This is a genomic window from Pseudoduganella dura, from assembly GCF_009727155.1.
Lineage (GTDB): Bacteria > Pseudomonadota > Gammaproteobacteria > Burkholderiales > Burkholderiaceae_D > Rugamonas > Rugamonas dura.
Window position 1 is genome coordinate 3,876,390 of record NZ_WNWM01000002.1, and the last position, 23,858, is coordinate 3,900,247.

The window sequence follows — 23,858 nt, forward strand, 5'->3', positions numbered from 1 at the left end:
CGGTCGCGTTTTTGTCCGCGACATAGTCAGAATAGGGCTGTAGGTATACCGCTGTCAAGAATTGATTGAGCGGTGCTGGTGCCTTGTACGCATTTTGGTGCGCTGCATAAGGACAGTGGAGGCTTGGGAACCAGTACCGAAAGACGCAAAGGGGGCGCGAAGAATGCAGAAGAGCACATGCAAAAAAACGCGCCCCCTTTGCACCCTTCGGAGCTTTTTTGCTCCCTTCGGGTGTAGTTTGCGTGTCAAAACTCACTGTACACCGCCGTCGCAGGCTGCACCTTTTGCGCGCTGCACAATGAATGCCTCGACCTCATCCGCGTCCCAAACGGTGACGGACCGGCCCAGCTTGAACGGTTTGGGGAACTTACCCTCGCGAACCCAGCGCCAAACAGTGGCCGGGCTAACAGGCAGTTTGCCAGGCTTGCCTTTGGTAGTGGCAAGCTCAGCTAAGCGGATTACTCGTTGTGGCATTTGGTGAACTCCAGTGGTACGCCGTAGCGCAATGGAGCTCACTATCTTAGATTTTCCTCTTCAACAGAAGCCTATCTGCCGGGGAAGAGGAAGGGGTGGCGGCTGGCTGTAACAGATGCGCCAAACGCTACAGTGTGCCGGCAGACTGCTTTTTCCAAAGACTCATCCAGCTGCGCACAGTTCTAAATTTCACTGGCACGAGCTTGCCGGCAATTGCTAAGGCTGCATCGTCCATGCTGTTGTACTGCATCATATTTTTATCACACCACTCAAAGACATTTTTCTTTAACGCACGGTTTTCTACGTGTGCAGCGTCTGCCCCTTTGCGACCTAAAGCCGACATCGCGGACTGGACGGTTTCAACCTGAGGAGCGGAGCGGTTCGCCAAAAAATGAGCATAGCCCAATGCTTGACTGGCCTTAACTAAGCACTCTGCCTCATGCATGAGAACTTGCTCCCGAGACCAACCGAAGTTATTGAGGCCACGCTTTGGCATGGGCCCGCGCTCGTGAAGATTCTCGGTCACGAGGTATACGCCATAGGCTGCCATATGCTCGACGGAGCTTATAGAGCGCGGTACACCTGCTGGAATTTCTAGACCAAAGTCGCCGTAGTACTTCCCATCGTCGGCCATTAACCACTCGATGTCCAAAACCCATCCTTCCAAGAGCATGCCCAACAATGAAGCTACCGGCAGGTAATCTTCATCTTCGCCAATCGGGCTGAGTACCGCATCAAGTTCATTCCCCAAGTTGTAGCAAACGTACTCTGCAAACGTGTTTTCTTCGATGAAGAACTCGCGTAAGTCGCCTTCGATGAGTTGTGCATACAGGTCAGTGTTCATACGGATTTGAATAATTTGTTATAAACGAATGGAATCCAGATAGTCAGCCCAGCGCTGCATCATCGTGCGGCGGGCCGGCAGATGAGACGTCCGGTTATAGGCGCGGCCGTTCGCATCACGGACGGCGTGTGCCAGCTGGTGCTCGATAAGGTCTGGCCGCTCCCCGAGCACCTCATCAAGAATCGTCCGTGCCATTGCCCGGAATCCGTGGGCCGTCATCACTTCTTTGCTGTAGCCCATACCGCGCAAGGCGGCGTTGACAGTGTTCTCGCTCATGCAGCGTTCACCGGTCCGGATGCTTGGGAAAACAAACCGGCCGTGTCCCGTCAGCGCGTGCAGGCCGCGCAAAATCTCTACCGCCTGGACGGCCAGTGGCACGATGTGATCCTGGCCCATCTTCATTTTGGAACCTGGGATGCGCCACTCTGCCGCCGCCAAGTCGACTTCCGCCCACTCGGCGGCGCGCAACTCACCGGGACGTGCGAACAGCAGCGGGGAGAGCTTGAGGGCTGCTGCAGCGTATGGATGGCCGGTATAGGCGTGGATTGACCGCAGCAGGGCGCCGGCCTGCGCCGGCTCTGTGATCGCGGCGAAGTGGGCCTTCGGCACCGCGGACAGAGCGCCGCGCAGATCCGCCGTCACGTCGCGTTCGACCAGGCCGCCAGCGACGGCAAAGCGGAACACTTGGCCGCAGAGCTGCTTGATCTTGTGCGCGGACTCCAGGGCGCCGCGTGCCTCGATCTTCTGCAGCGCAGCCAGCACGTCACGCGGGCCGATCTCGGATATCGGTAACCTGCCGATCGACGGAAACACGTTCTTCTCCAGCCAGTTGGAGTTCTTCTCCTGGGTGCTGGCAGCCCGGTTCGCGGCGGTCTTGGCCAACCAGGTGCGTGCAACAGTCTCAAACGTGCTTTCCGCCGCCGTAGCGCGCGCCGCGCGCTCGTCGCGTTTCGCCTGCATCGGGTCGATGCCACTGGCCAGCAGGGCCCGCGCGTCATCGCGCAAGCGCCTGGCGGCGGCCAAGGGGACAGCAGGGTAGACGCCGAGAGCGAGCAGGCGCTGCTTGCCATGCAGGCGGTAGCTCATGCGCCAGTACTTGCCGGCGGCGTTGACGAAGAGGTACAGCGCCTGGCCGTCCGTGTGCTTGTCGCCGGCCGGGTTGCCGCTGTGCTTGACCTGCTTAACAAATGTGTCGGTGAGGGGCATGTTGGTAGCTCGATGTTGGTAGTCTGTCAGGTACCAACAAAAGTACCAACAAACTACTGAGCTGTGATGCTACTTTGTGAGACAGCATGAGGCAACAAAAAACCCGCAATGCCTTGAAAACATGCGGGTTTTGAGCTTTTATGATGCTGTGTGATACAGGTGGGTGGTGCCGGGAACCGGAATCGAACCGGTACGCCTTGCGGCGCGGGATTTTGAGTCCCGTGCGTCTACCTATTCCGCCATCCCGGCAACGCGCCGTGCATTATCACTGATTTGTACAGTCGCGGCAACCCTGGTCAGCCGTAACGGAACCGTGCCTGTCCGGCAACGGTGGCCGAAACCGGTTGGCGTATCATTTCGCCAGTGCCGACGGCAGCCGACGCCGCCCGCCGGGCTCACATGAAGAACAACAGATCGCGACATCATCCTCGGCAAGCCGCTGGCGAAAGACCCTGCTACCCGACGACAGAGGCACGGGCAGGGAAGACCGCCCACGTTGCCCGAACCGGAAAGCGAATCCGATAGCACATCCATGCCGCCCGGAAGACAAGCCAGTATTGCGTAGCCGCTCTTCCCATGGCGACGGACGCTCCACATGGGTATCATCTCCCTGCCGGCGGTTTTCACGGTACGTTTTCCCAGTCGCACCAACCAGCACAAAGCCAAGAACATGTCCGCATCGCTACTGCCCGAACCGCCCGGCACAGCCGCCGATCCACTGCCCCTGCTGAACCCGTATCCGAACGTCAGCGTCGTGCCGATCTTCGACGGTCACCAGTGCGTCGTCGTCGACGACTTCATGCTCGAACCGGAAGCACTGGTCGATTTCGCGGTACGCAACCACGCGTTTTTCGTGAAAGCACCGGGCAATTATTACCCCGGTCCGGAATTCCCGCTCGGCGGCGCCATGGCGGCACGCATTCACGACAGCTTCCTCCTGCATGCCCGCGCGCCGCTCAAGGTGCGGCGGGTCGTCAGCATGCTGAGCCGCCTGTCGCTGGTGACCCATCGCCCCGAGCAGGTGCTGCCGGGCCAGCGCCTGCCGCACCGTGACACCGCCGGACTGCCCGCGGGCCAGGAAATGGCGGCCATGGTGCTGTATCTTTTCAAGGATGAGCGCCATGGCGGCACCAGCTTTTTCAAGCCGAAGGTGCCGCTCCCGGAGATCACGGCGCTGCTGCATGAACTGCGGCGCCAGGAGCGGGCCGGCGAAGCGGCGACGGCGGATGTGCCATCGACTTTCGCGATCGGTTCGACCCGCCATTTCGAGAAGGTACTGACGATACCGCCGCGCTACAACCGGGCGATTTTCTACAACGGCGAACTGTTTCATTCGGGTGATCTGCACTCTCCCGAACTGATGACGAACGATCCGCGCACAGGACGCCTGACGGCCAATGCCTTCTTCCACGTGCGGATGGCCACGGGCTGAAGCCGAGGCGTCCGCAGGAGCACGGAACGACCTGCCTGATCCGCGATCCCGACCCACAAGCCCCCTGAACTGGTAGCCCGCCGCCGTCCCGGACATTCATGCGGGCCACCTCGACGTTGTGCCCCTGCGATTGCCGTTCCATCCGGGGCCCGCTGCATTTCATCCCCACTTTTCTACGCTTCATCGCTTCCCGCTGCCTTCCCGAAGTTGTCTTTGTTACCTTGTACCCGTCGCCGCACATTACAGAAAATCGGCAACGCCCTGGAAACCACTTCGGAGAATCAAAATGAAAAAATCGTTTATCGGCGCAGCAGTCGTCCTCAGCTTCCTGATCCCTGCCGCAGCCCAGGCCCAGTCCCCAGCACAGGCGCAGGACCAGGCCAGCATTTCCGTTACCGCACCACGCCAGTCCTACACGCTGGGTGCCAATGAATTCACCGAATTCGCCAACATGTACGCATTGAGCAACGGCCAGGTGGCCCAGTTCGTCCAGCGCGGCAACCACTACTACGTGCAACTGAAAGACACGGTGCGTTCGATGCAGCGCGCCGAGAACAGCACCAAGAAAATGGTGGCAACGCGGCTGCGTCCGGTCGGTCCCGGCGCCTTCGTCACCGACAGCGGTGCCGAGCTGAGCTTCCGCGACAATGGCGAGGAAGTGCGCATCAGCGGCTTCGAGCGGCTGCCGGATGCCCGCGTGGCCGCCGCGCAAACCAACGTGCTGATGGTCGCCCGCCGCTGATCCAGCAATGCGCTCCGCACGACAAAAGGCCCGCATCAGCGGGCCTTGTCGTATCTGAACCGGGGAGCTTACGCTGCCAGGCGCAGCGGTGCCGGATCGAGGCGTTCGTGCAGCAGCGTGAACACGTCGTCCTTGGTCAGCACGTAGCGTTCCATCAGCACGTCCTTCAGCGATTCCATCACGTCGCGGTAGTCGCCGATCGATTTCAGCGTTTCGCTGTACAGCTCGTCCGCCTTGGCTTCCACCTGCACCAGCGTGTGCTCGCCGCTCGTGTCGTTCTTGAACTGGCTGTAGTCCAGCTTGGAACGGGAATACATCGACAGGCTGTTGACCATTGTGTGCAGCATCGAGGTCGCCTTCTGGATGTCGTTCTGGCTGCCCACCGAGATGCCGCGGGCGCCGTAGAACAGCTCTTCCGCCGCAACGCCGCCGTAGAGCTGCATCACGTCGCGTTCCAGTTCTTCCAGCGTGCGCAGCGACATGTCGTCGCCGGCGGAGAGCACGTAGCCCAGCGCGTTCAGCTTCGACACCGATTCCGTGCTGATCTTCAGCAGGTGCGATTTTTCCTTCACTTCGTCCAGCGTCAGGCCGGCCCGCAGGTAAGGGTCGATCTGCATGAAGAAGTGGCCCAGTTCGTGCAGGGCGATGCGCTCGCGCTGGCGGGTCTTCTCGGCCGTGGTGGCGCGGTCGGTCAGGCCGATCGTGGCGCGCTCGAAGGCGCGGAACATCAGCTCGGTGTTGATCACCAGCTTGTCCTGGATCGACAGCAGCGAGGCGCGGTCGACCACGGTTTCCAGCAGCGCCGGCGACAGGTTCTGGGTGATTTCGGCCACCTGGTCCAGGTTCATGTCGTTCCAGTCCACCAGGCCGTCTTCCTTGCGCTTCAGGAACGAGCTCAGCAGTTCCTTGCGCTCGGCCTTGTTCGGCAGGCGGAAGTTGATCTTCACCGAGAAGCGGCGCAGCATCGCTTCGTCCATCTGCGAATTGTTGTCGTCGAAGTTCGACGCCACCACCCAGATCACGCCCTTGCCTTCTTCGCTCTTCACGCCGTCCAGCAGGCCCAGCAGGGTGTTGGCGGTGTCGTCTTCCCACTTCTTCTCGCCGCGGCCGCGGGGCATGAACAGCGCCTGCGCTTCGTCGAGGAAGATGATGCAGTTGCCGCGTGCGGCGGCCTTGCGGTACAGCGCGTTCAGCGCCTTCGAACCGCCGCCGATGTAGCCCGATTCCAGTGCCGAGCCGGAGGCCGAGATCAGCGGGTAGCCCAGGCGCTTGGCCAGGTAGCCGGCCAGCTTGGTTTTACCCGTGCCGGCGGGGCCCGTCAGCATCACGTTGAACGGCTTGTCGATGTTGTGCTGCTTGTAGACCGCGCGGTTGCGGATCATGTCTTCCAGGTGCAGCACTTCCTGCTTGATGTCTTCCATGCCGATCAGGTCGTCCATCGAACCCTTCAGCTTGTCCGGGGTGATGACGGAAGCGGCGGCGCCGCCCATGCCGGGAATGCCGAACTTCAGCACGAACAGCAGCAGCACCACGAGGAAGATGTCGAACGCATGGCGCTGCACGAAGGCGGTCACGCCGGCCATCGTGCCGCCGTCGTCCTGCAGCACGGCCTTGTGCTCGGACAGGTATTCTTCCTTGGCGATCGCGTACGGCAGGTTATTGCGCAGCAGGACTTCGCGCTCCAGGCTCAGGTGGGAGGTGCTGGGCACCTTCACCACGTGCAGCTGGGCCGAATCCTTGAACTTGTAGATATAGCGGGGCGAGTCCGACAGCGGGCGGGCGATCAGCAGGTAATCGAGCCGCGCACGCTGGCCCACGAGGGCCGTGATTTCCGAAATGTTCTGGGAGCGGACCACCGGGCTGGTGTCCTGCGTTACTTCGGTGCGGATGACAGCGAAAACCACTGCTGCAACGGCCAGCACGACGAGGGCGAGGCGCACCCAGGTGTTCTTGAGCGCAAGCTGAAGTTTATAGAAATTGAACATGGGCAGACTCGATAAAACAGACACGGATGATTATTGTTGCTGGAACCGAAAGCGCGTTTGTGCGGCGTTTTCAGTTTCAACTGGCGATCCGGCACGCGAGGTGGGGCACTGCCGGGTGTGTCGTCGGGCGGGGCACGGGCTCTGCCTTGATGGCAGCTTGTATATGATGACCTGTAGGCGGTCTTTAATGCCGAGCGGCAACGTAGCGTATATGTGGACTATACCGGCCTCCACAAGCTTTGTCTTTAGTTTCCTGTAGAAAAAATCTTGATCCACAACAGGTTTTGCAACTGTTAATTACGGTCTGTCTAGCCCAATTGGCAAGCTCCTTTTCCGGCGCTTATTTCCTGCTGTCTTTCCTGCTGTCTTCAATGCCATCGTAGCGGCGATCGATGCGGCCCAGCGACCCGTCGCGGCGCATCGTGTCGAGCACGGCGTTCATCCGCTCGACCAGCCGGTCCGGCACGCTGCGATGGCAGGCCAGGTACAGGCCCACGCGGTTAAAGCTGAGCACCGGCACCAGCTGGCCGTTACGACTCAGCTGCTCCGTCATGTTCAGTTCCGGCCGAACGGCCACGGCCCACAGGTCGATCCGGTTCAGCAGCAGCTTTTCCGGGTTCACCGCGTCGTTCTGCACCGCGTCCACGTTGAAGCCGCGGCTGCGCAGGAACTCGTCGCGCGCATCGCCGCTGTAGGTGCCGATGCGCAGCGGGCGGGCATCCTCGAGCGTGCGCAGCCGCAGCGGGCGGTCGGCGCGCGCCATCAGCACCCAGTCCGACTCGACGATCGGGCCCACCCACTTGAATTGCGGTTCGCGTTTGGCGGTGCGGGTGGTGGAATACACGCAGGTATTGGCATCGCGCTGCGCCATCATGTACGCGCGTTTCCACGGCAGCAGGTCGATCGTGTACGGCACGCCGGCCCGCGCGAGCATCTCGCGCACCTTGTCGGTCTGGCGGCCGGCGGGCTTGCCGTTCACGAGCATGCTGGTCGGAGGCGTGTGCTCGCCCGTGATGACAAGGCGTGGCCAGGCGGCAGGACCGCCGGAGGCGGGAGTGGCGGAGGATGCCATGGCCCCTTCGGACGCCGGCGCGGCGGCGGCAGCGATCTGCAAGGCGCCGAACGCGAAGGCCAGCAGCGCGGCACCAGGCCTGCCGGCGCTGGCGGTTTTCATGGCGCTGTGCGCCGGTAGAGCCGGAACCGTTCGCTGCGGTCGCTCACGCGGCGGCCTTCCCACAGCAGGGTCCAGTGGCCGGGCGGGTCGCGCCGCACGCCGCGCGTGTAGTCCTGCCACAGCAGTACATTGCACTGCGGCCGGTCGACCGTATTGAACGGCAGCTTGCCGAAATACGCGAACGACGCGCGTTGCGCCGGGCCGGCGTTGCTCGTTACACAATCGGTCTCGGGCGGCAATACCGCCGCGGCCTGGCGCGCCACGGTGGCGTAGCTCTTGTTGTAGTTGGTCAGCGGCAGGAACAGCGTCATCCACAGGATCCAGATCAGGATCACGCCCCCCGAGGACAGCACCACGGCGCGCCACAGCACCGACGGCCGGCGCGAAACGCGCCAGTGCACCAGCAGGAACCAGCCCAGCGTGGCGGCGCCGGCCACGATGATGGCCAGCCAGTTCGCTTCCGGCACATAGCCGGGCACCAGGCGCAGCACGTTGTGCGCCGGCTTCGGCGGCCAGCCCGTCAGCTGGGCATACCAGAACAGCCACAGGACCGCCGCGCACAGCGTCAGCACCATCACGGAGAACCAGTCGATCGCGTTGATCGCGCCGCGCTGCACCGTCAGCAGGCCGAACGCGGCCATGATCGCCAGCGGCGGCATCAGCATCAGCAGCTGGGCGTGCTCGGGGGCCGGATGCATCAGCAGCATCACCATCGCGACGATGACGAACGTGGTGGGCACCACGATGTGCAGCAGGTTGTTCTGGCGGCGCCACGCATAGGCGGCCCACAGCGCGAACGGCCATGCCGGCCAGAAGAACCATACGCCGTCGCGGATGAACGTCTGCAGCGGGCGCAGGCTCGGCAGTGCGAGCTGGGCCAGGTTCCAGGTGTTCCAGGCTGTCATCGATGCCTTGCCGTAGGGCTGCGCGGCGAAGGCCGGTACCAGCCAGGGCAGCGTGACGGCGGCCGCCACGCCGAACGAGGCCAGCAGGTGCGGCAGCGCCTGGCCGGCCGGGATCGCCAGGAAACGCGTACAGGTAAACAGCGCCACCAGCACGAAGGCCGGCGGCACCCAGCCGCGGGTCAGCGTCATCAGGCCCAGCGCCAGGCCGATCAGCGCGGCGTTGCGCCAGCATGGCTTTTCCATGTAGCGTACCGAGCGGTACAAGGTGAGTGCCAGCAGCGCCGTCAGCAGCGGCTCGGAAGTGGTTTCGTGGCTGTGCTGCAGGAAGCCCAGGCAGCCGAGGTAGATCAGCAGCGCGGCATCGGCCAGCGTGCGGCCGAAGTCGTCCGGCTCGGGCTGGCCGCCGAAGGCCAGGCGCAGCGGCTGCGCCTCGGGCCGCCGGCCCAGGTTGAAGGTGGCGTACCACAGCGACAGCGCGCCCAGCAGGAACACGCCGATGGTGGCGATGCGGGCGGCCAGCACATCGCCGAACAGGCCGCCGAACAGCTTGATGCACAGCGCGCCCAGCCAGAACATCAGCGGGCCTTCCTCGGGCGTCGGCATGCCGGCGATGTTCGGCCACAGCCAGTCGTGCCAGGTGCCGTGCGCCATCGTCCACATGATGCCGAAGCTGGCGGCATCGTCGTTCTTCCACGGTTCGCGTCCGATGACGCCCGGCAGGATGTACAGCATGGCCAGGGCAAACAGCGCCCAGCGGGGCAGGGCAAGGACGGCGGAGGCGGGAAGGCGGACTGGCTTCATTCAATCGGTCGTGCTGACGGTGGAAACAGGAGTATCGGTGATAACAATAAAAAAAGGCAGCCGCGGCTGCCTTTTTTCGTGCGCGAGGCGATTAGCCTTGCGATACGGCGGTCTTGGAACCGACTTTGCCGAACTTCTGGCGGAACTTTTCCACGCGACCGGCGGTGTCGACGATCTTGTGCTGGCCCGTGAAGAACGGGTGCGATTCCGACGAGACTTCGATCTTGACCAGCGGGTATTCTTTACCGTCGAGGGTGATCTTGTCGCGGGTGTTGATCGTGGAACGGGTCACGAACTTGAAGTCGCACGACAGGTCGTGGAACACAACTTCGCGGTAATCTGGATGGATATCGTTTCTCATGATGTTTCTCTATAAAGTTTGGTAGCCAAACAGCACTTCGTCGGTCCAACAGCTTCCTGACCCGATTGCCGCCCACTTGCCGGGGTTAAAAACAGCCGGGGATTATACTCCAAAACGCCGGCCAAAATAATAGGGATGGACCCTGTTTTCCAAGAAATTTCCTGGAAAACAGGGTCCGTCCCTACTTTTTGGATTTTCAGCCCAACTGCAGGAACCGGGGGCAGACCCCCCGTCACCGTGGCAGCGAACTCGGCCTCCAGCGGTGTTGGGGATCTGACCCCAGGCCTGGTCGCGGGTTACCGCTTGCATTGGCGACGGGGCGAAAAAAACCGGTGTCAGACACCATTTATCCTTGCGGATAAATGGTGTCTGACACCGGCTGCTCAGCTGTTCCCGGCGAAGGTTAGCCGCCGCGGTGCAGCAGGGGTTTCGTGGAGCACTGCTCCGCGCCTGCGGAACGGCCTGGCCCTGCAGGGCCAGGTTCCTTGCGCGCCACTTGTCCTTGCTTTAGCCGCCGCGCCGCATCATGTCGAAGAACTCGGTATTGGTCTTCGTGGCGCGCATCTTGTCGAGGATGAACTCCATCGCTTCGATCTCGTCCATCGAGTACAGCAGCTTGCGCAGGATCCAGATCTTCTGCAGCTCGTTCGGCTTGATCAGCAGTTCTTCGCGGCGCGTACCCGATTTGTTCAGGTTGATTGCCGGATAGACGCGTTTTTCGGCCAGGCGGCGCTCCAGGTGCACTTCCATGTTGCCGGTGCCCTTGAATTCCTCGTAGATCACGTCGTCCATGCGCGAACCGGTTTCGATCAGCGCGGTGGCGATGATCGTCAGCGAGCCGCCTTCCTCGATATTGCGGGCGGCGCCGAAGAAGCGTTTCGGGCGCTGCAGCGCGTTGGCGTCCACGCCGCCGGTCAGCACCTTGCCCGAAGCCGGGATCACGGTGTTGTAGGCGCGGGCCAGGCGGGTGATCGAGTCCAGCAGGATGACCACATCCTTCTTCATCTCGACCAGGCGCTTGGCCTTTTCCATGACCATCTCGGCAACCTGCACGTGGCGGGTGGCCGGCTCGTCGAACGTGGAGGCAACGACTTCGCCGCGCACCGAGCGCTGCATTTCCGTCACTTCTTCCGGGCGCTCGTCGATCAGCAGCACGATCAGCGTCACGTCCGGGTGGTTGGCCGTGATGGCGTGCGCGATGTGTTGCAGCATCACGGATTTGCCGGACTTCGGCGACGCCACCAGCAGGCCGCGCTGGCCCTTGCCGATCGGCGCGATCAGGTCGACGATACGGCCGGTGATGTTCTCGGCGCCGTTCATCTCGCGTTCCAGGCGCAGCGGCTCGTTCGGGTGCAGCGGCGTCAGGTTCTCAAACAGGATGCGGTGTTTCGAGGCTTCCGGCGATTCGCCGTTGACCTTGTCCACCTTGACCAGTGCAAAGTAACGCTCGCCGTCTTTCGGCGTGCGCACTTCGCCTTCGATCGAGTCGCCCGTATGCAGGTTGAAGCGCCGGATTTGCGACGGCGAGATATAGATGTCGTCCGTGGACGCCATGTAGCTGGCGTCCGGCGAGCGCAGGAAGCCGAAGCCGTCCGGCAGTACTTCCAGGGCGCCATCGCCGAAGATCTGCTCGCCGGACTTGGCGCGCTTCTTCAGGATAGCGAACATGAGCTCCTGCTTGCGCAGGCGGGCCGCATTGTCGATATCCAGACTGATGGCCATTTCCAGCAACGCCGAAACGTGCAAGGCCTTTAATTCAGATAGATGCATAGGTGTTTGAGTGTCCCGTGACGGGAAAGTAAGGTAGGGGAGGGAACTGCGTGGGCTCTATGTTTCTCGGGGGGCGGATGCCTCGGTCCCGGCCAGGCAGGTGGTGCTGCGGGCGCAGCACCACCTATATTACTCAAATATTGCTGTCGATGAAAGAGGTGAGTTGGCCTTTTGCCATGGCGCCCACTTTTTGAGCAGCCGGCACGCCGTTCTTGAACAGGATCAGCGTCGGGATGCCGCGAATGCCGAACTTGCCCGGCACGGTCTGGTTCGAGTCCACGTCCAGCTTGGCGATCGTCAGCTTGCCGTCATATTCCTTGGCGACTTCTTCCAGGATCGGGGCAATGCTCTTGCACGGACCGCACCACTCGGCCCAGAAGTCCACCAGCACAGGACGGTCGGATTTCAGCACGTCGGCTTCGAACGACGCGTCGGTGATGTGTTTGATGTTTTCGCTCATGTTGTTTTCCCCTTTCGGGATCAGATTAAGTTCGCCTGGCGTCCGTTGCCTGCCAGTCCTCTACGAGGAGATGGAGACCGTGCGCACGAATTCAATGTCAAGCCACTATATCAACTACGACTCAAATAATGAGACTTGCATCGGGGAATCAGGCGGGGATGGATCAAATAATAACCTATTTTCCGTCGCCGTGTACCGGCGTCGCCCTGCCGCGGGCGAGTGCCAGCAGGTCGCCCAGCGCGGCACTCGTGAGCGGCTTGTTGCGCGCCCCCAGGATGGTCAATCCCTGCGCCGTCGCCAGCGTTTCGGCGGCGCGCAGGATGCCGCTGTCCATGCCGGACAGCAGGATCACGTCGCCATCGAAGCCGCCTTCGGCCACGGCGCGCAGGAATTCGATGCCATCCATCTCCGGCATCGACAGATCGCACACCAGCACGTCCGGCCGGAACCCGGGCAGTGCGCGCAGCGCACTGCGGGCGTCGCTGTCGGCGTGTACGTGGGAATAGCCCAGGCCGGCGATCATGTCCTGCAGCAGGTCCAGCATGAAGGCGTCGTCGTCCAGCAGCAGGATGCGCAATGCGTGGTTCATTTCAGTTCGCCAAGAGTCGTGTGGTTCAAGATGTGTTCCCGGATCTGCGCCAGCAGGGGGCGGAACTGCCCGACCAGCGCCCACGCACCCTGTTCCCCCGCCGGACCGGAAGACGGCAGCCGCTCCATCCGCTCGCACAGTTCGCCCATGCCGAGCGCACCCACCGTGCGGGCGGCCGCCTTGAGCCGGTGGCCCAGTTCGCGGACCCGCTCGATATCGCCGGCCGCCAGCGCCTCGTCGAGCTCCGCCAGCCCGTTCTCGGCCGATTGCAGGAACTTCAGCGCGAAGCTGCGGATCTTGTCCGGCTGGTAGCCCAGCACCTGGGCCAGCACGGACAGGTCGATGACGGCCGGATCGCCCACCAGTGTCGCATGGGGCCGGTACGGCACGGCGCCTTCATTGCCGGCGCCGCGCTCCCCTCCACCCTTGCCGCCGTCCTTGCCGCCATCGCGGCGATGTTCCTTCACGCGGCGCTCGGGCAGCCAGGCCGCGATCTTGCGGGCCAGCAGCGCCGGCTGGATCGGCTTGGCGATGAAGTCATCCATGCCGGCTTCCATGCAGCGTTCGCGTTCCTCGCTGGTGGCGGTGGCCGTCATCGCCAGCACGCGCAGGCCGGCCAGGCGCGCATCGGCGCGGATGCGGCGCGTGGTTTCCAGCCCATCCATCACCGGCATCTGCACGTCCATCAGCACGCAGTCGAAGCTGGCTTCTTCCAGCAGCGCCAGCGCCTCGGCGCCGTTGCCGGCCAGCCGCACCGCGGCGCCCGCCTCCTCCAGCATTTCCATGCCGATCTGCTGGTTGAAGGCGTTGTCCTCCACCAGCAGGAGATGGGCACCCTGCAGCGCGTCCTTCGGCGTCGCCGGCTCGGCGGCCGATGACGGCAGCGCGCCGGCGGCCGCTCCGGTTCCGCCGATGCCGAGGCGCGCCGTGAACCAGAACGTGCTGCCGGCACCGGGCGCGCTCGACACACCCACGTCGCCGCCCATCAGCTGGGCCAGCTGCTTGCAGATCGCCAGCCCCAGGCCGGTGCCGCCGTAGGCGCGCGTGGTCGACGCGTCGGCCTGCTCGAACGACTGGAACAGCCTGCCCATCTCCTGTTCCGTCATGCCGATGCCTTCGTCGCTGACATCGAAGCGCAGCAGGCAGTCGGTGTCGCCGCCCGCTATGCAGCGCACCCGCAGGCCGATCGTGCCGTGCTCGCTGAACTTGATCGCGTTGTTGACGTAGTTGATCAGCACCTGGCCCAGCCGCAGCGGGTCGCCGCGCAGCACCGGCGGCACTTCCGGATCGATGTCGATGTCGAGCCGCAGCTCCCGGGCCGCGACCTTCGGCGCCACCACGGTGGTCAGCGTTTCGATGACCTGCGACAGCGGGAACTCGACCTGTTCGATGTCCAGCTTGCCGGCCTCGATCTTCGAGATGTCCAGGATGTCGTCGATGATGCCCAGCAGGTGCTCGCCGGCGAAGCGGATCTTTTCCAGGTAATCGCGCTGGCGCGGATCGAGATCGGTCTTCAGCGCCAGGTGCGCCATGCCGATCACGCCGTTCATCGGCGTGCGGATCTCGTGGCTCATGTTGGCCAGGAACTGGCCCTTGGCCTGGCTGGCCTCTTCGGCGACCTGCTTGGCCTGGTCGAGCTGCTCGGTGCGTTGCGCCACGCGTTCCTCGAGATGCTCGTTGAGCTCGCGCAGCGCCTGCTCCACCCGCTTGCTTTCGGTGATGTCGATCGACATGCAGATCAGGTACACGGGTTCGCCATGCTCGTCGAACACGGGTTTCTTGAATGTGCGCAGCGCGAGGTGCTGGCGCAGCGCCGGGTTGAACAGCGTTTCCTCGTAGTCGACCTGCTCGCCGCGGGCGAAGGCTTCGCGGTCGCGCCGGGCGAACTCCACCACCTCCTTCGGCGCATGCAGGTGCGCGTAGCTGCCGTTGTGCAGGTCGGCCATCGTGTAGCCGAACTGCCGCTCGCAGGCGGGATTCATCAGCAGCAGGCGGCCGTCCGGACCTTTCAGGAACAGGCCGATCGGCATCATCTTGATGATTTCCTGCAGCCGCTGCTCGCCGCGCCGCAGCGCATCGGCGCTGTTCTTGCGCTCGGTGATGTCGGTCAGGCTCGCCACCACCATCGTGGCGGCCCCCAGTTCGTCGCGCATCGGTTCGGCGTTCACCGACAGCCAGCAGATGCCGCCCGAATCTCCCGTTACCCCCATCACCACGCCGCGCACCGAGCGGCCGCTGGCGAGGGCGCGCTGCACCGGGTGTTCGTCGGCATCGAACGGCCTGCCGTCCTCGTGCACGCCGGGCCACAGCCGCGCGCCGCTGGCGGCGGCCGGCCCCAGCATGCGGGCCGTGGCCGCATTGCATTCGAGAATCACGCCCTCGCTGTTCAGCACCACCAGGCCGTTGGTCACGGCGTTGAACACCGAGGCCATGCGCTGGCTTGAATTGCGCAGCGCCACCTCGGCCAGGCGCCGGTCGGTGATGTCGGTGATCATCGCCAGCGTGCCGGCATACACGCCGTTGTCGTCGTGGATCTGCGTGGTCGACACCAGCCCCCACATCGACGAGCCATCCTTGCGGTAGAAGCGCGCATCGCCCTGTTCGGCTTCGCCGGGGCGGCGGCGCTGGTTCTGCCGCACCAGCTGGGCCGTGCTTTCCTCGTCCATGAAATCGCTCATCGGGCGGCCCAGCATGTCGTCCGGATCGAAGCCCAGCATGCGCGCCAGCGTGGGGTTGACGAACGACGTGCGGTCGCCGGCATCGGTCATCCAGATCCCTTCGGTGGCCGTCTGCACGATCTGCCGGTAGCGCTCCGAACTGGCGTGCAGCGCCTGCTCGGTGCGCTGGCGCTGGGTCATGTCGCGCACCGAGACCACCGACCAGCCCTGGCTCGCGCGTTCGATCCCCGCCAGTTCGATCGGCGCCAGGTGCACCATGGCGGGGAAGTGGCCGCCGTCGGCACGCCGCGCGGTCAGCACGCGGCCCGGCAGGTTGGGGCGCGAGAACAGTTCGCGCGGCAGGCCAGGCGCGCTGCGCATCACTTCCGGCACCAGCAGTTCCATCGAGATGCCGGCCATGTCGCCCGGCTGGTAGCCGAAGCAGGCGGCGGCCGCGCGGTTGACCTGCTTCACGCGGCCGCCGCGGTCGGCCACCAGGATTCCGCCGGGCATTGCTTCGAGCACCGCCGACAGCCGGTCCCGCTCGGCCAGCGCGCGGTCGTTCACGGGGCCCAGCGTGCCGCCCGCCAGCGTGGGGTGGGCGCCGGCGCGCGCGGTCACGCGGCCGCGCACCGCGATCCAGCGGTAGCTGCCGTCGCGGCAGCGCATCCGGCATTCGTGCACGAGCAGCGTATCGTCGACCGGTTCGAGGCCGATGCGCGACATCTCCTGCATCAGTTGCAGGCGGTCGTCCGGGTGCACGTGCTGCAGCCAGGCGTTGCGGTCGTGCGGCGCCAGGCCGCCGGCGCCGTAGCCGAGCAGTTCCCCGAAGCGCGGCGACAGCTTCACTTCATCGCTCTGCGGATGCCATTCCCAGATGCCTTCGCAGGCCGCATCCAGCGCTTGCTCGGCCGGCGATGGCGCGTCGGCGGCGGGCGCCGCCTGCACCGGCAGGGGCTGCGGCCGCGCGGCACGCGCGCGCCAGATCGCGGCGGCGCCCAGCAGGGCCGCCAGCATGCCCGTCGCGAGCAGCGGCCAGCGTGGCCGCGGCTCGGGCTCGCGGTACAGGAAGTCGTCCAGCGCCACGCTGCGCGGCAGCATGCCCAGCGTGATGTAGGTGTTGGCGATCGCCTGCCAGCGCGCGGGATTGCTGTAGCCGGGTTCGACCAGCGGCTGTTCCATCAGCTTCGCGGTCTGGCGCGCTTCGTGCATCAAGTGTTCGCGCGAATGGCCCTGCGGATAGCGGGCGCGGATCAGGTCGACGATTTCCTCGGGGTGCGCCATCGCATAGCGCCAGCCGCGCAGCGTGGCGGCCCGCATGGCCCGCGCCCGCTCCGGGTGCTCCTGCAGTTCGCGTTCGGTAGTGAACAGGATATCGCCATAGAAGTCGATGCCGGCCGCGCGCGGCGACAGCATGTCGTAGCGGATGCCGGCAAGGTCCAGCAGATACGGCACTTCGGTAAGGTAGCCCGACATCACGTCGACCTTGCCCTCGATCAGGTCGTCGAGCCGCTGGCTGTGCGGCAGCAGCTTCAGCTCGGCCAGCTTCACGCCCTGGCGCAGCAGGTAGGCTTGCAGCTCGTCGTTGCCCGGTGCCAGCATCACGCGTGCGCCGGTCCACCCGACCGGCTTGCCGTCCGGCGTGCGCCGCGCGATCAGCGCGGCGGCCGAGTGCTGGAAGATGGGGGCCAGCACCACCACCGGCTTGCCCGCCGCGCGGTGCAGCAGCAGGCTGCTGTTGCCGGTGCCGTACTGGGCCCTGCCGGCCAGCACGGCCTGCACCGGATCGGTGCCCGGCTGCGCTTCCACCAGCGCCACCTCCAGCCCTTCGTCGCGGTAGTAGCCCTTGTCCTGCGCGGCGTAGTAGCCGGCGAACTGGAACTGGTGATGCCACTTCAGCTGAACGGACACCCGCTCCAGCCCGAACGCCGGGCCGCATGCGCACAGCAGCAACGCGGTCTGCAGCAGCAGGCGGCGGGCTGGGCGGGCAGGGCGGGCTGGGCGGGCAGAACCGGGTGGCAAAGGCTTCCTCTTTAGTAGGCGGCGCGGGCGGCCGTGAACCGGTCGATGGTCGACCATCGATAAATATACACTGCCGCGCTCAGGCGTGCGCGCCGGTCGCGACGCTGCCGGCGAACTGGTAGCGGTGCCCCGGATGCCACATCGTGACGAGCGATGCCACCTTGCCGCCCGAGCGCGTGCGCCGGCGCAGCACCAGGCAGGGCTGGCGGGCATCCATCGACAGCATGTCGGCGATATCGCGCGGCGCCGCCAGCGCTTCCAGGCTGTAGGTGGCCGCTTGCAGCGGCGCCGCCGCCAGCAGGTATTCGCTGGGTGTCAGGCGCGTGAAGTCCTGCACCAGGTAGTCGGGCGCCACCTGCGGGTTGACCCAGCGGTCTTCCACCTGGATCGGCACGCCGTTCTCGTAGTGGACGATGATCGAGTGGAACAACGGGTGCCCGGCGGCCAGTTCGAACTGCTTGGCCAGCAATTCGGGGGCGGGACCCTGGTCGAGCCGCTGCAGCGTGCTGCGGTGCGTGTGGCCACGGGCCCGGATCTCGTCCGCGATGCTCCTGATCTCCAGCAGCGTGGCCTGGTATTTCTGCGGCGCGACATAGGTGCCCGAGCCCTGGCGGCGCGTCAGCACCGATTCGGCCGTGAGTTCGCGCACGGCGCGGTTGACGGTCATCCGCGAGACGCCGAACTGCTTGACGAGCGCCTGCTCGGAGGGAATCACGTCGCCTTCCTTCCAGTGCCCGGCGGCGATCTGCGCCACCAGGAAATCCTTGATCTGCTGGAAAATGGGAGTGCCCGGTGCCTCATGCTGTGCTTCCAAGTTCCTGCCTCCTCCGCTGCGCCATGGTCGCGGCATTCTAGCAGGCGGGGTTGGGCTCCGCCATGGGGCGTGGCGGGGCCTGTCCCGATGAATTCAAAAGCAAGGGGCGGGGTGCCGGCCGATTGGCCGCCGCCTATCATCGCGGCATACAATGGATACCTGGAGCCGCCCATGACCACTTCGACCATCGCCCCCACCTTCAGCGTCACCTTCGAGACCGACGACGCGCGCTGGACCGCCGTGCAGGAGCGCGACCGGGCCGCCGACGGCCGCTTCTATTATTCCGTGCGCACCACGGGCGTCTACTGCCGGCCTTCGTGCGGCGCGCGGCCGGCGCTGCGCGCGAACGTGGCGTTCCACGCCACCACCGCCGAAGCCGAGCTGGCCGGTTTTCGCCCGTGCCTGCGCTGCAAGCCCGACGGGCCGCCACTGGCCGAGCGGCGCGCCGCGCTGGTGGCCGCGGTGTGCCAACTGATCGACACGGCGGACGAGGAGCCGGACCTGGCCACGCTGGCCGAAGCGAGCGGCATCAGCCGCTTCCACCTGCACCGCATCTTCAAGGCGCAGACCGGCATCACGCCGAAAGCGTATGCCGCCGCGCGGCGCAACGAGCGCGTTCGCGCCGGCCTGGCGCTGCAGCCGTCGGTGACGGAGGCGATCTACGCGGCCGGCTACAACTCCAGCGGCCGCTTCTACGCCACGTCGCGCGAGTCGCTGGGCATGACGCCCACCGCGTTCCGCCGCGGCGGCAGCGGCGCCACGATCCGCTTCGCCATCGCCCAGTGTTCGCTGGGCGCGATCCTCGTGGCCAGCACCGATGTCGGCATCTGCGCGATCCTGATGGGCGACGACCCCGATGCGCTGGCGCGCGACCTGCAGGACCGCTTTCCGAAAGCGGAACTGGTGGGCGCCGAGCGCGACTACGAAGCCGTGGTGGCACGGGTGATCGGCCTCGTGGAAGCGCCCGAAACGGGGCTCGACCTGCCGCTCGACGTGCGCGGCACGGCATTCCAGCAGCGCGTATGGCAGGCGTTGCGCACGGTTCCCGCCGGCCGCACGGTCAGCTATACCGAACTGGCCGCACTGGTGGGCATACAGGGTGGAGCACGGGCCGTGGCGGGCGCCTGCGCCGCCAACGCGATCGCCGTCGCGATTCCCTGCCACCGGGTGGTGCGCAACGACGGCGCGCTTTCCGGCTACCGCTGGGGCGTCGAGCGCAAGCAGGCCCTGCTGGAGCGCGAAGGTGCCAAGTGAGGCCGGCATGAACGTCGACTGGCCGCGCGTCGAAGACGAGCTGAACGCCTTCGGCTGCGCCCGCCTGCCGGGCCTGCTGGCCGCCGGCGACTGCGCGCTGCTGGCGGCCGCATACGACGACGCGGACCTGTTTCGCAGCCGCATCGTGATGGCGCGGCACGGCTTCGGCCGCGGCGAGTACCAGTACTTCCGTTATCCGCTGCCCGACCTGGTGCAGGTGTTGCGCACGGCCATGTACGGCCCGCTGGCCACGATCGCGAACCGCTGGCACGCGGCGCTCGGCATCGACGAGCGGTATCCGCCGCGGCATGCCGATTACCTGGCGCGCTGCCATGCGGCCGCGCAGGTCCGGCCCACGCCGCTGCTGCTGCGCTACGGCGAGGGCGACTACAATTGCCTGCACCAGGATCTGTACGGCGAGCACGTGTTTCCGCTGCAAGCGGCATTCCTGCTGTCGCGGCCGGGCACCGACTTCACCGGCGGCGAATTCGTGCTGACGGAGCAGCGGCCGCGCATGCAGTCGCGCGCCGAGGTGGTGCCCCTGGCCCAGGGCGACTGCGTGATCTTCCCGGTGCACCACCGGCCGGTGAACGGCACGCGCGGCGTGTACCGCGTCAACATGCGGCACGGGGTGTCGCGCCTGCGCGAAGGACAGCGGCACACGCTGGGGATCATCTTTCACGATGCGGCGTAGCCGGTTTTCGCTACACTCGGGGCTTTCGAATCCGGAAGGAACCCCATGCGCCTCGCCCTGCTGACCGCCAGTCTCGCCCTTGCCCTCCAGGCCCACGCCGCTCCCGGCACCGTGATCGACAACGCCAACGGCTACACCCTGAATGCCAGGGACGAGCTGGTGCGATTCAAGTCGCTTGCCTTCGATGCGGGCGGCCGTATCGTCGCCGTCGGCAGTGCGCGGGAAGTGGCGGCAAAGGCCGCCGGCTTCACGCACGTGGACGTGGCCGGCAAGACGGTGCTGCCCGGCCTGATCGACGCCCATGGCCACGTGTTCGGCCTGGGCGAAATCGCCACCGGCGCGGAACTGTACAGCGCCACCAGCCTGGCTGGCGCGGTGAAGGCGATTGCCGCCTTCGCGCGCGCCAGTCCGCAGCGCGCCTGGGTGATCGGCAACGGCTGGAACCAGGAAACGTGGAAGCTGGGCCGCTTTCCCACGGCGCGGGAACTCGATGAGGCGGTGGCCGATCGCCCCGCGCTGATGCACCGCGTGGATGGCCATGCCGTGTGGGTCAACAGCCGCGCGCTGGCCCTGGCCGGTATCACGAAAGAGACGAAGGACCCGGCCGGCGGCAAGATCGAGCGCGATGCGGCCGGCAATGCCACCGGCATCCTGGTCGATGCGGCGATGGAACTCGTGGGCAAGGTCGTGCCGCGGCCCACCGAGGCGGAATCGCGCGCGGCGCTCGACGGCGCGCTGGCGATGCTGAAAGGCGTGGGCCTGACGAGCGTGCACGACGCCGGCATCGGCGTGGGCGCGGACAAGCTGTACCGCGCCTATGCCGACCAGGGCAAGCTGACCACCCGCGTGTACGCGATGATCGGCGATACCGGCGAAGACTTCGACCGGCTGGCGGCCGGCGGCCCGTTGCAGGGCTACGCGAACGACCTGTACGCGCTGTCGGCCGTGAAACTGTTCGCCGACGGCGCGCTGGGCAGCCGCGGCGCCGCGCTGATCAAGCCCTACAGCGATGCGCCGCACACCCATGGCCTGCTGTTTTACGACGATGCCGCGATGCGCGCCAGGATGGCGAAGGCGATGAAGGCCGGCTACCAGGTCAACGTGCATGCGATCGGCGATGCCGGCAACCGGCAGATCCTGGATGCCTACGCGGCGCTGCGGAAGCAATATCCGGCGCAATCCCCGGCCGGGGCGTCGCGCCACCGCATCGAGCACGCCCAGGTGGTGGCGCCGGCCGACATTCCACGGTTTGCCGAACTGGACATCATTCCCTCGATGCAGCCCACGCATGCCACCTCCGACCAGAACATGGCCGAGCAGCGCGTGGGCAGCGGGCGCATCAAGGGTGCGTATGCCTGGCGCACGTTCCTGGAGCAAGGTTCGCGCATTGCCTGCGGATCCGATTTTCCGATCGAATCGCCGAATCCGTTCCAGGGCATGCATGCCGCCGTCACGCGGCAGGACATGCAGGACCAGCCGCCGAAAGGCTGGTATCCGGAGCAGGCGATGACGGTGAAGGAAGCGCTGCGCTGCTTCACGCTCGATGCGGCGTACGCGGCGCGGCAGGAAAACGTGATCGGCTCGCTGGAGCCGGGCAAGTGGGCCGATTTCATCGTGACCGACCGCGACCTGTTCAAGGTGGCGCCAGCCGACATCGGCCGCATCGGCGTGCTGGAAACGTGGGTCGGCGGCCGGCGGGTGTTCAGGAAGTAGCGGCGATCGCGTCGAGCTCCGCGACGGCGTCGCCGGGCAGGACCAGCGACGCGGCCGCCAGGTTTTCCCGCAAATGGACGAGCGACGACGTGCCCGGGATCACGAGGATGTTCGGCGAGCGTTGCAGCAGCCACGCGATCGCCACCGCCATCGGCGTCGTTTCCAGGCGGGCGGCCACGCCCGACAGGATTGCCGATTGCAGCGGCGAGAAACCGCCGAGGGGGAAGAACGGCACGTAGGCGATGCCGTCCGTCGCCAGCATGTCGACCAGGCCATCGTCGTCCCGGTGGACGAGGTTGTAATGGTTCTGCACGCAGGCGATCGGCACCATGCGGCGCGCGTCGCGCACCTGGCCGGCCGTCACGTTGCTCAGGCCGATGTGGCGCACCAGGCCCTGCTCGCGCAATCCGGCCAGCACCGCCAGCGGTTCCTCCAGCGATCCCTCCGCCGGGCCATGCACGCTGAACATGGCGCGCAGGTTGACCACGTCCAGCGACTCCAGGCCCAGGTTGCGCAGGTTGTCATGCACCGCCGCCGTCAGCTCTTCCCGTGAAAACGCCGGCAGCCAGCCACCCTGCGCATCGCGCCGTGCGCCGATCTTCGTCGCGATGCACAGGCCGGCGGGGTAGGGATGCAGCGCTTCGCGGATCAACCCGTTGGTGACATGCGGGCCGTAAAAGTCGGACGTGTCGATGTGGTCGACACCGCCGGCCAGCGCGGCGCGCAGTACGGCGCGGGCCGCCGCCGGGTCCTTCGGGGGACCGAAGACGCCCGGCCCGGCCAGCTGCATGGCGCCGTAGCCGAGCCGGTTGACCGTGCGGTCGCCGAGTTGCCAAGTCGTTCGGGGTGTGTTCGACATGCCGTTCTCCTTCGTGAATGATGAACGAAAGGATAAGAGCGCTTCTGCTGCGCGACAATCCGGTAAAGTCTGCATGGGTTGTGCGAAATTATGGACAATAACTGCGAACAATGGAATAAAACCAGATGAAAGTCGACCTCGGCGATTTGAATGCGTTCGTCACGGTGGCGCGTGCCGGCGGGTTCCGGGATGGCGCGCGGCTGGCCGGCGTCAGCGCGTCCGGCCTGAGCGAAGCGGTGCGCCGCCTCGAGGCGCGGCTCGGCGTGCGCCTGCTCAACCGCAGCACCCGCAGCGTGGTGCCCACCGAGGCGGGCCGCAGCCTGCTCGAGCGCCTGGCGCCGGCGCTGGGCGAGGTGGAAACCGCGCTGGACGTGGTCAATGCGTTCCGTGACCGGCCCACCGGCACGCTGCGCCTGAATGTGCCGCTCGCCGCAGCGCGGCTGGTGCTGCCGTCGCTCGTGCCGCGCTTTGTCGCGGCGTATCCGGATATCGTGGTCGACGTCGCCGTCGAGGACAGCTTCGTCGACATGCTGGCCGCCGGCTTCGACGCCGGCATCCGCTATGAGGAACGGCTCGAACAGGACATGATCGCGGTGCCCATCGGGCCGCGCGTACAGCGCTTCGCGGCCGCCGCGTCGCCGGCCTATCTCGACCGCCATGGCCGCCCGGAACATCCCGGTGAACTGCTGCGGCATGCGTGCCTGGCCGGGTATTTCGCCAGCGGCGCCACCGTGCAGTGGGAGTTTTCGCGCGATGGCGAAACGGTGCGCGTGGACCCGCGGGGACCGCTGCGCGTGCGGCTGGGGGCCGGCGCCGATCTCGCCGTCGCGTCGGCGCTGGCCGGCGCAGGTATCGTCTACCTGTTCGAGGACTGGCTGAAACCGTACTTCGAACGCGGCGAACTCGAACCGGTGCTGGCGCCCTGGTGGCCGAGCTTTTCCGGCCCGTTCCTGTACTACCCCGGCCGGCGCCTCGTGCCGGCGCCGCTGCGGGCCTTCATCGATTTTATCCGCGCCCCGTGAGAGCAGGTGTGGAAATGATATGAAAAAAGAATTTGACTGAACTTGTATAGACAACCTATCCTGTGAGGACTTGCCATCCT

At 65.5% G+C, this 23,858-nt stretch carries 19 protein-coding genes and 1 tRNA gene; 6 read left to right on the plus strand and 14 right to left on the minus strand.

The features are described from left to right. Window positions 1-252: 252 nt before the first annotated feature. The 4 genes from GJV26_RS30720 to GJV26_RS17025 form a co-directional block, all read right to left on the minus strand. Window positions 253-474, minus strand: coding sequence for a helix-turn-helix transcriptional regulator (locus GJV26_RS30720; protein ID WP_155709872.1), 222 nt, complete (start codon window positions 472-474; stop codon window positions 253-255). Window positions 475-601: 127 nt separating this feature from the next. Then, complete coding sequence (locus tag GJV26_RS17015) at window positions 602-1,318, minus strand: hypothetical protein (protein ID WP_155709873.1); 717 nt, start codon at window positions 1,316-1,318, stop codon at window positions 602-604. Between the two features lie 18 nt (window positions 1,319-1,336). Further along, window positions 1,337-2,524 carry a tyrosine-type recombinase/integrase gene (locus GJV26_RS17020; RefSeq protein ID WP_155709874.1) on the minus strand — a complete coding sequence of 396 codons (1,188 nt, stop codon included), beginning with the start codon at window positions 2,522-2,524 and terminating at the stop codon, window positions 1,337-1,339. A gap of 164 nt (window positions 2,525-2,688) precedes the next feature. Next, window positions 2,689-2,773: transfer RNA gene (locus GJV26_RS17025), tRNA-Leu, on the minus strand. Window positions 2,774-3,194: 421 nt separating this feature from the next. On the opposite strand from GJV26_RS17025, the gene GJV26_RS17030 reads away from it, so the two are divergent. Together GJV26_RS17030 and GJV26_RS17035 are read left to right on the plus strand one after the other, a co-directional pair. Continuing rightward, on the plus strand, window positions 3,195-3,956 hold the full coding sequence (locus tag GJV26_RS17030) for a DUF6445 family protein (protein WP_155709875.1): 762 nt from the start codon (window positions 3,195-3,197) through the stop codon (window positions 3,954-3,956). Between the two features lie 286 nt (window positions 3,957-4,242). Next, window positions 4,243-4,698, plus strand: a complete 456-nt coding sequence (locus tag GJV26_RS17035; protein WP_155709876.1) for a hypothetical protein — start codon at window positions 4,243-4,245, stop codon at window positions 4,696-4,698. A 68-nt stretch (window positions 4,699-4,766) separates the two neighbouring features. Here GJV26_RS17035 and GJV26_RS17040 read toward each other — a convergent pair whose 3' ends face one another. From GJV26_RS17040 to hutC, 9 genes are all read right to left on the minus strand, one after another. Beyond that, complete coding sequence (locus GJV26_RS17040; protein ID WP_155709877.1) at window positions 4,767-6,683, minus strand: AAA family ATPase; 1,917 nt, start codon at window positions 6,681-6,683, stop codon at window positions 4,767-4,769. Between the two features lie 340 nt (window positions 6,684-7,023). Then, window positions 7,024-7,857, minus strand: a complete 834-nt coding sequence (locus tag GJV26_RS17045) for a substrate-binding periplasmic protein (protein WP_229419332.1) — start codon at window positions 7,855-7,857, stop codon at window positions 7,024-7,026. Further along, on the minus strand, window positions 7,854-9,563 hold the full coding sequence (locus GJV26_RS17050) for an ArnT family glycosyltransferase (RefSeq protein WP_155709878.1): 1,710 nt from the start codon (window positions 9,561-9,563) through the stop codon (window positions 7,854-7,856). The genes GJV26_RS17045 and GJV26_RS17050 overlap by 4 nt, the downstream gene beginning before the upstream one ends. Before the next feature lie 91 nt (window positions 9,564-9,654). Continuing rightward, a complete protein-coding gene (locus GJV26_RS17055) occupies window positions 9,655-9,924 on the minus strand; it encodes a type B 50S ribosomal protein L31 (protein WP_155709879.1) in 270 nt (89 codons plus the stop codon). 507 nt (window positions 9,925-10,431) lie between these two features. Beyond that, a complete protein-coding gene (gene rho, locus GJV26_RS17060) occupies window positions 10,432-11,694 on the minus strand; it encodes a transcription termination factor Rho (RefSeq protein ID WP_130187463.1) in 1,263 nt (420 codons plus the stop codon). Between the two features lie 133 nt (window positions 11,695-11,827). Further along, window positions 11,828-12,154 carry a thioredoxin TrxA gene (trxA, locus tag GJV26_RS17065; RefSeq protein WP_155709880.1) on the minus strand — a complete coding sequence of 109 codons (327 nt, stop codon included), beginning with the start codon at window positions 12,152-12,154 and terminating at the stop codon, window positions 11,828-11,830. Between the two features lie 175 nt (window positions 12,155-12,329). Next, window positions 12,330-12,743 (minus strand): response regulator, encoded by a 414-nt coding sequence (locus tag GJV26_RS17070; protein WP_155709881.1) that lies wholly within the window; start codon window positions 12,741-12,743, stop codon window positions 12,330-12,332. Continuing rightward, complete coding sequence (locus GJV26_RS17075; RefSeq protein ID WP_173346223.1) at window positions 12,740-17,422, minus strand: PAS domain S-box protein; 4,683 nt, start codon at window positions 17,420-17,422, stop codon at window positions 12,740-12,742. Before GJV26_RS17075 ends, GJV26_RS17070 begins: the two co-directional genes overlap by 4 nt. A 79-nt stretch (window positions 17,423-17,501) precedes the next feature. Continuing rightward, window positions 17,502-18,236, minus strand: coding sequence for a histidine utilization transcriptional repressor HutC (gene hutC, locus GJV26_RS17080; RefSeq protein WP_229419333.1), 735 nt, complete (start codon window positions 18,234-18,236; stop codon window positions 17,502-17,504). Between the two features lie 171 nt (window positions 18,237-18,407). Here hutC and ada point away from each other — a divergent pair, with 171 nt between their 5' ends. From ada to GJV26_RS17095, 3 genes are read left to right on the plus strand one after another with little or no spacing between them, the layout of a single operon-like run. Next, window positions 18,408-19,490 carry a bifunctional DNA-binding transcriptional regulator/O6-methylguanine-DNA methyltransferase Ada gene (gene ada, locus GJV26_RS17085; RefSeq protein WP_155709884.1) on the plus strand — a complete coding sequence of 361 codons (1,083 nt, stop codon included), beginning with the start codon at window positions 18,408-18,410 and terminating at the stop codon, window positions 19,488-19,490. 7 nt (window positions 19,491-19,497) lie between these two features. Further along, a complete protein-coding gene (locus GJV26_RS17090; RefSeq protein ID WP_155709885.1) occupies window positions 19,498-20,184 on the plus strand; it encodes a 2OG-Fe(II) oxygenase in 687 nt (228 codons plus the stop codon). 45 nt (window positions 20,185-20,229) lie between these two features. Further along, window positions 20,230-21,897, plus strand: a complete 1,668-nt coding sequence (locus tag GJV26_RS17095; protein WP_155709886.1) for an amidohydrolase — start codon at window positions 20,230-20,232, stop codon at window positions 21,895-21,897. Here the strand turns inward: GJV26_RS17095 and GJV26_RS17100 are convergent. After that, window positions 21,887-22,756 carry an aldo/keto reductase family oxidoreductase gene (locus tag GJV26_RS17100; protein WP_155709887.1) on the minus strand — a complete coding sequence of 290 codons (870 nt, stop codon included), beginning with the start codon at window positions 22,754-22,756 and terminating at the stop codon, window positions 21,887-21,889. The genes GJV26_RS17095 and GJV26_RS17100 overlap by 11 nt on opposite strands. A 125-nt stretch (window positions 22,757-22,881) precedes the next feature. Here GJV26_RS17100 and GJV26_RS17105 point away from each other — a divergent pair, with 125 nt between their 5' ends. Beyond that, entirely contained in the window at window positions 22,882-23,778 is an 897-nt protein-coding gene (locus GJV26_RS17105; protein WP_155709888.1) for a LysR family transcriptional regulator, read from the plus strand. The last annotated feature ends 80 nt before the right edge of the window (window positions 23,779-23,858 follow it).

What these genes read in the sequence shown, in the direction of transcription:
- GJV26_RS17105 (WP_155709888.1), top strand. Translation starts at nt 22,882, where the DNA reads ATGAAAGTCGACCTCGGCGATTTGAATGCGTTCGTCACGGTGGCGCGT.
- GJV26_RS17055 (WP_155709879.1), bottom strand. Translation starts at nt 9,924, where the DNA reads ATGAGAAACGATATCCATCCAGATTACCGCGAAGTTGTGTTCCACGAC.
- GJV26_RS17100 (WP_155709887.1), bottom strand. Translation starts at nt 22,756, where the DNA reads ATGTCGAACACACCCCGAACGACTTGGCAACTCGGCGACCGCACGGTC.
- trxA (WP_155709880.1), bottom strand. Translation starts at nt 12,154, where the DNA reads ATGAGCGAAAACATCAAACACATCACCGACGCGTCGTTCGAAGCCGAC.
- GJV26_RS17050 (WP_155709878.1), bottom strand. Translation starts at nt 9,563, where the DNA reads ATGAAGCCAGTCCGCCTTCCCGCCTCCGCCGTCCTTGCCCTGCCCCGC.
- GJV26_RS17095 (WP_155709886.1), top strand. Translation starts at nt 20,230, where the DNA reads ATGCGCCTCGCCCTGCTGACCGCCAGTCTCGCCCTTGCCCTCCAGGCC.
- GJV26_RS17090 (WP_155709885.1), top strand. Translation starts at nt 19,498, where the DNA reads ATGAACGTCGACTGGCCGCGCGTCGAAGACGAGCTGAACGCCTTCGGC.
- rho (WP_130187463.1), bottom strand. Translation starts at nt 11,694, where the DNA reads ATGCATCTATCTGAATTAAAGGCCTTGCACGTTTCGGCGTTGCTGGAA.
- GJV26_RS17040 (WP_155709877.1), bottom strand. Translation starts at nt 6,683, where the DNA reads ATGTTCAATTTCTATAAACTTCAGCTTGCGCTCAAGAACACCTGGGTG.
- GJV26_RS17035 (WP_155709876.1), top strand. Translation starts at nt 4,243, where the DNA reads ATGAAAAAATCGTTTATCGGCGCAGCAGTCGTCCTCAGCTTCCTGATC.
- GJV26_RS17030 (WP_155709875.1), top strand. Translation starts at nt 3,195, where the DNA reads ATGTCCGCATCGCTACTGCCCGAACCGCCCGGCACAGCCGCCGATCCA.
- GJV26_RS17015 (WP_155709873.1), bottom strand. Translation starts at nt 1,318, where the DNA reads ATGAACACTGACCTGTATGCACAACTCATCGAAGGCGACTTACGCGAG.
- ada (WP_155709884.1), top strand. Translation starts at nt 18,408, where the DNA reads ATGACCACTTCGACCATCGCCCCCACCTTCAGCGTCACCTTCGAGACC.
- GJV26_RS17070 (WP_155709881.1), bottom strand. Translation starts at nt 12,743, where the DNA reads ATGAACCACGCATTGCGCATCCTGCTGCTGGACGACGACGCCTTCATG.
- GJV26_RS17020 (WP_155709874.1), bottom strand. Translation starts at nt 2,524, where the DNA reads ATGCCCCTCACCGACACATTTGTTAAGCAGGTCAAGCACAGCGGCAAC.
- GJV26_RS17045 (WP_229419332.1), bottom strand. Translation starts at nt 7,857, where the DNA reads ATGAAAACCGCCAGCGCCGGCAGGCCTGGTGCCGCGCTGCTGGCCTTC.
- GJV26_RS30720 (WP_155709872.1), bottom strand. Translation starts at nt 474, where the DNA reads ATGCCACAACGAGTAATCCGCTTAGCTGAGCTTGCCACTACCAAAGGC.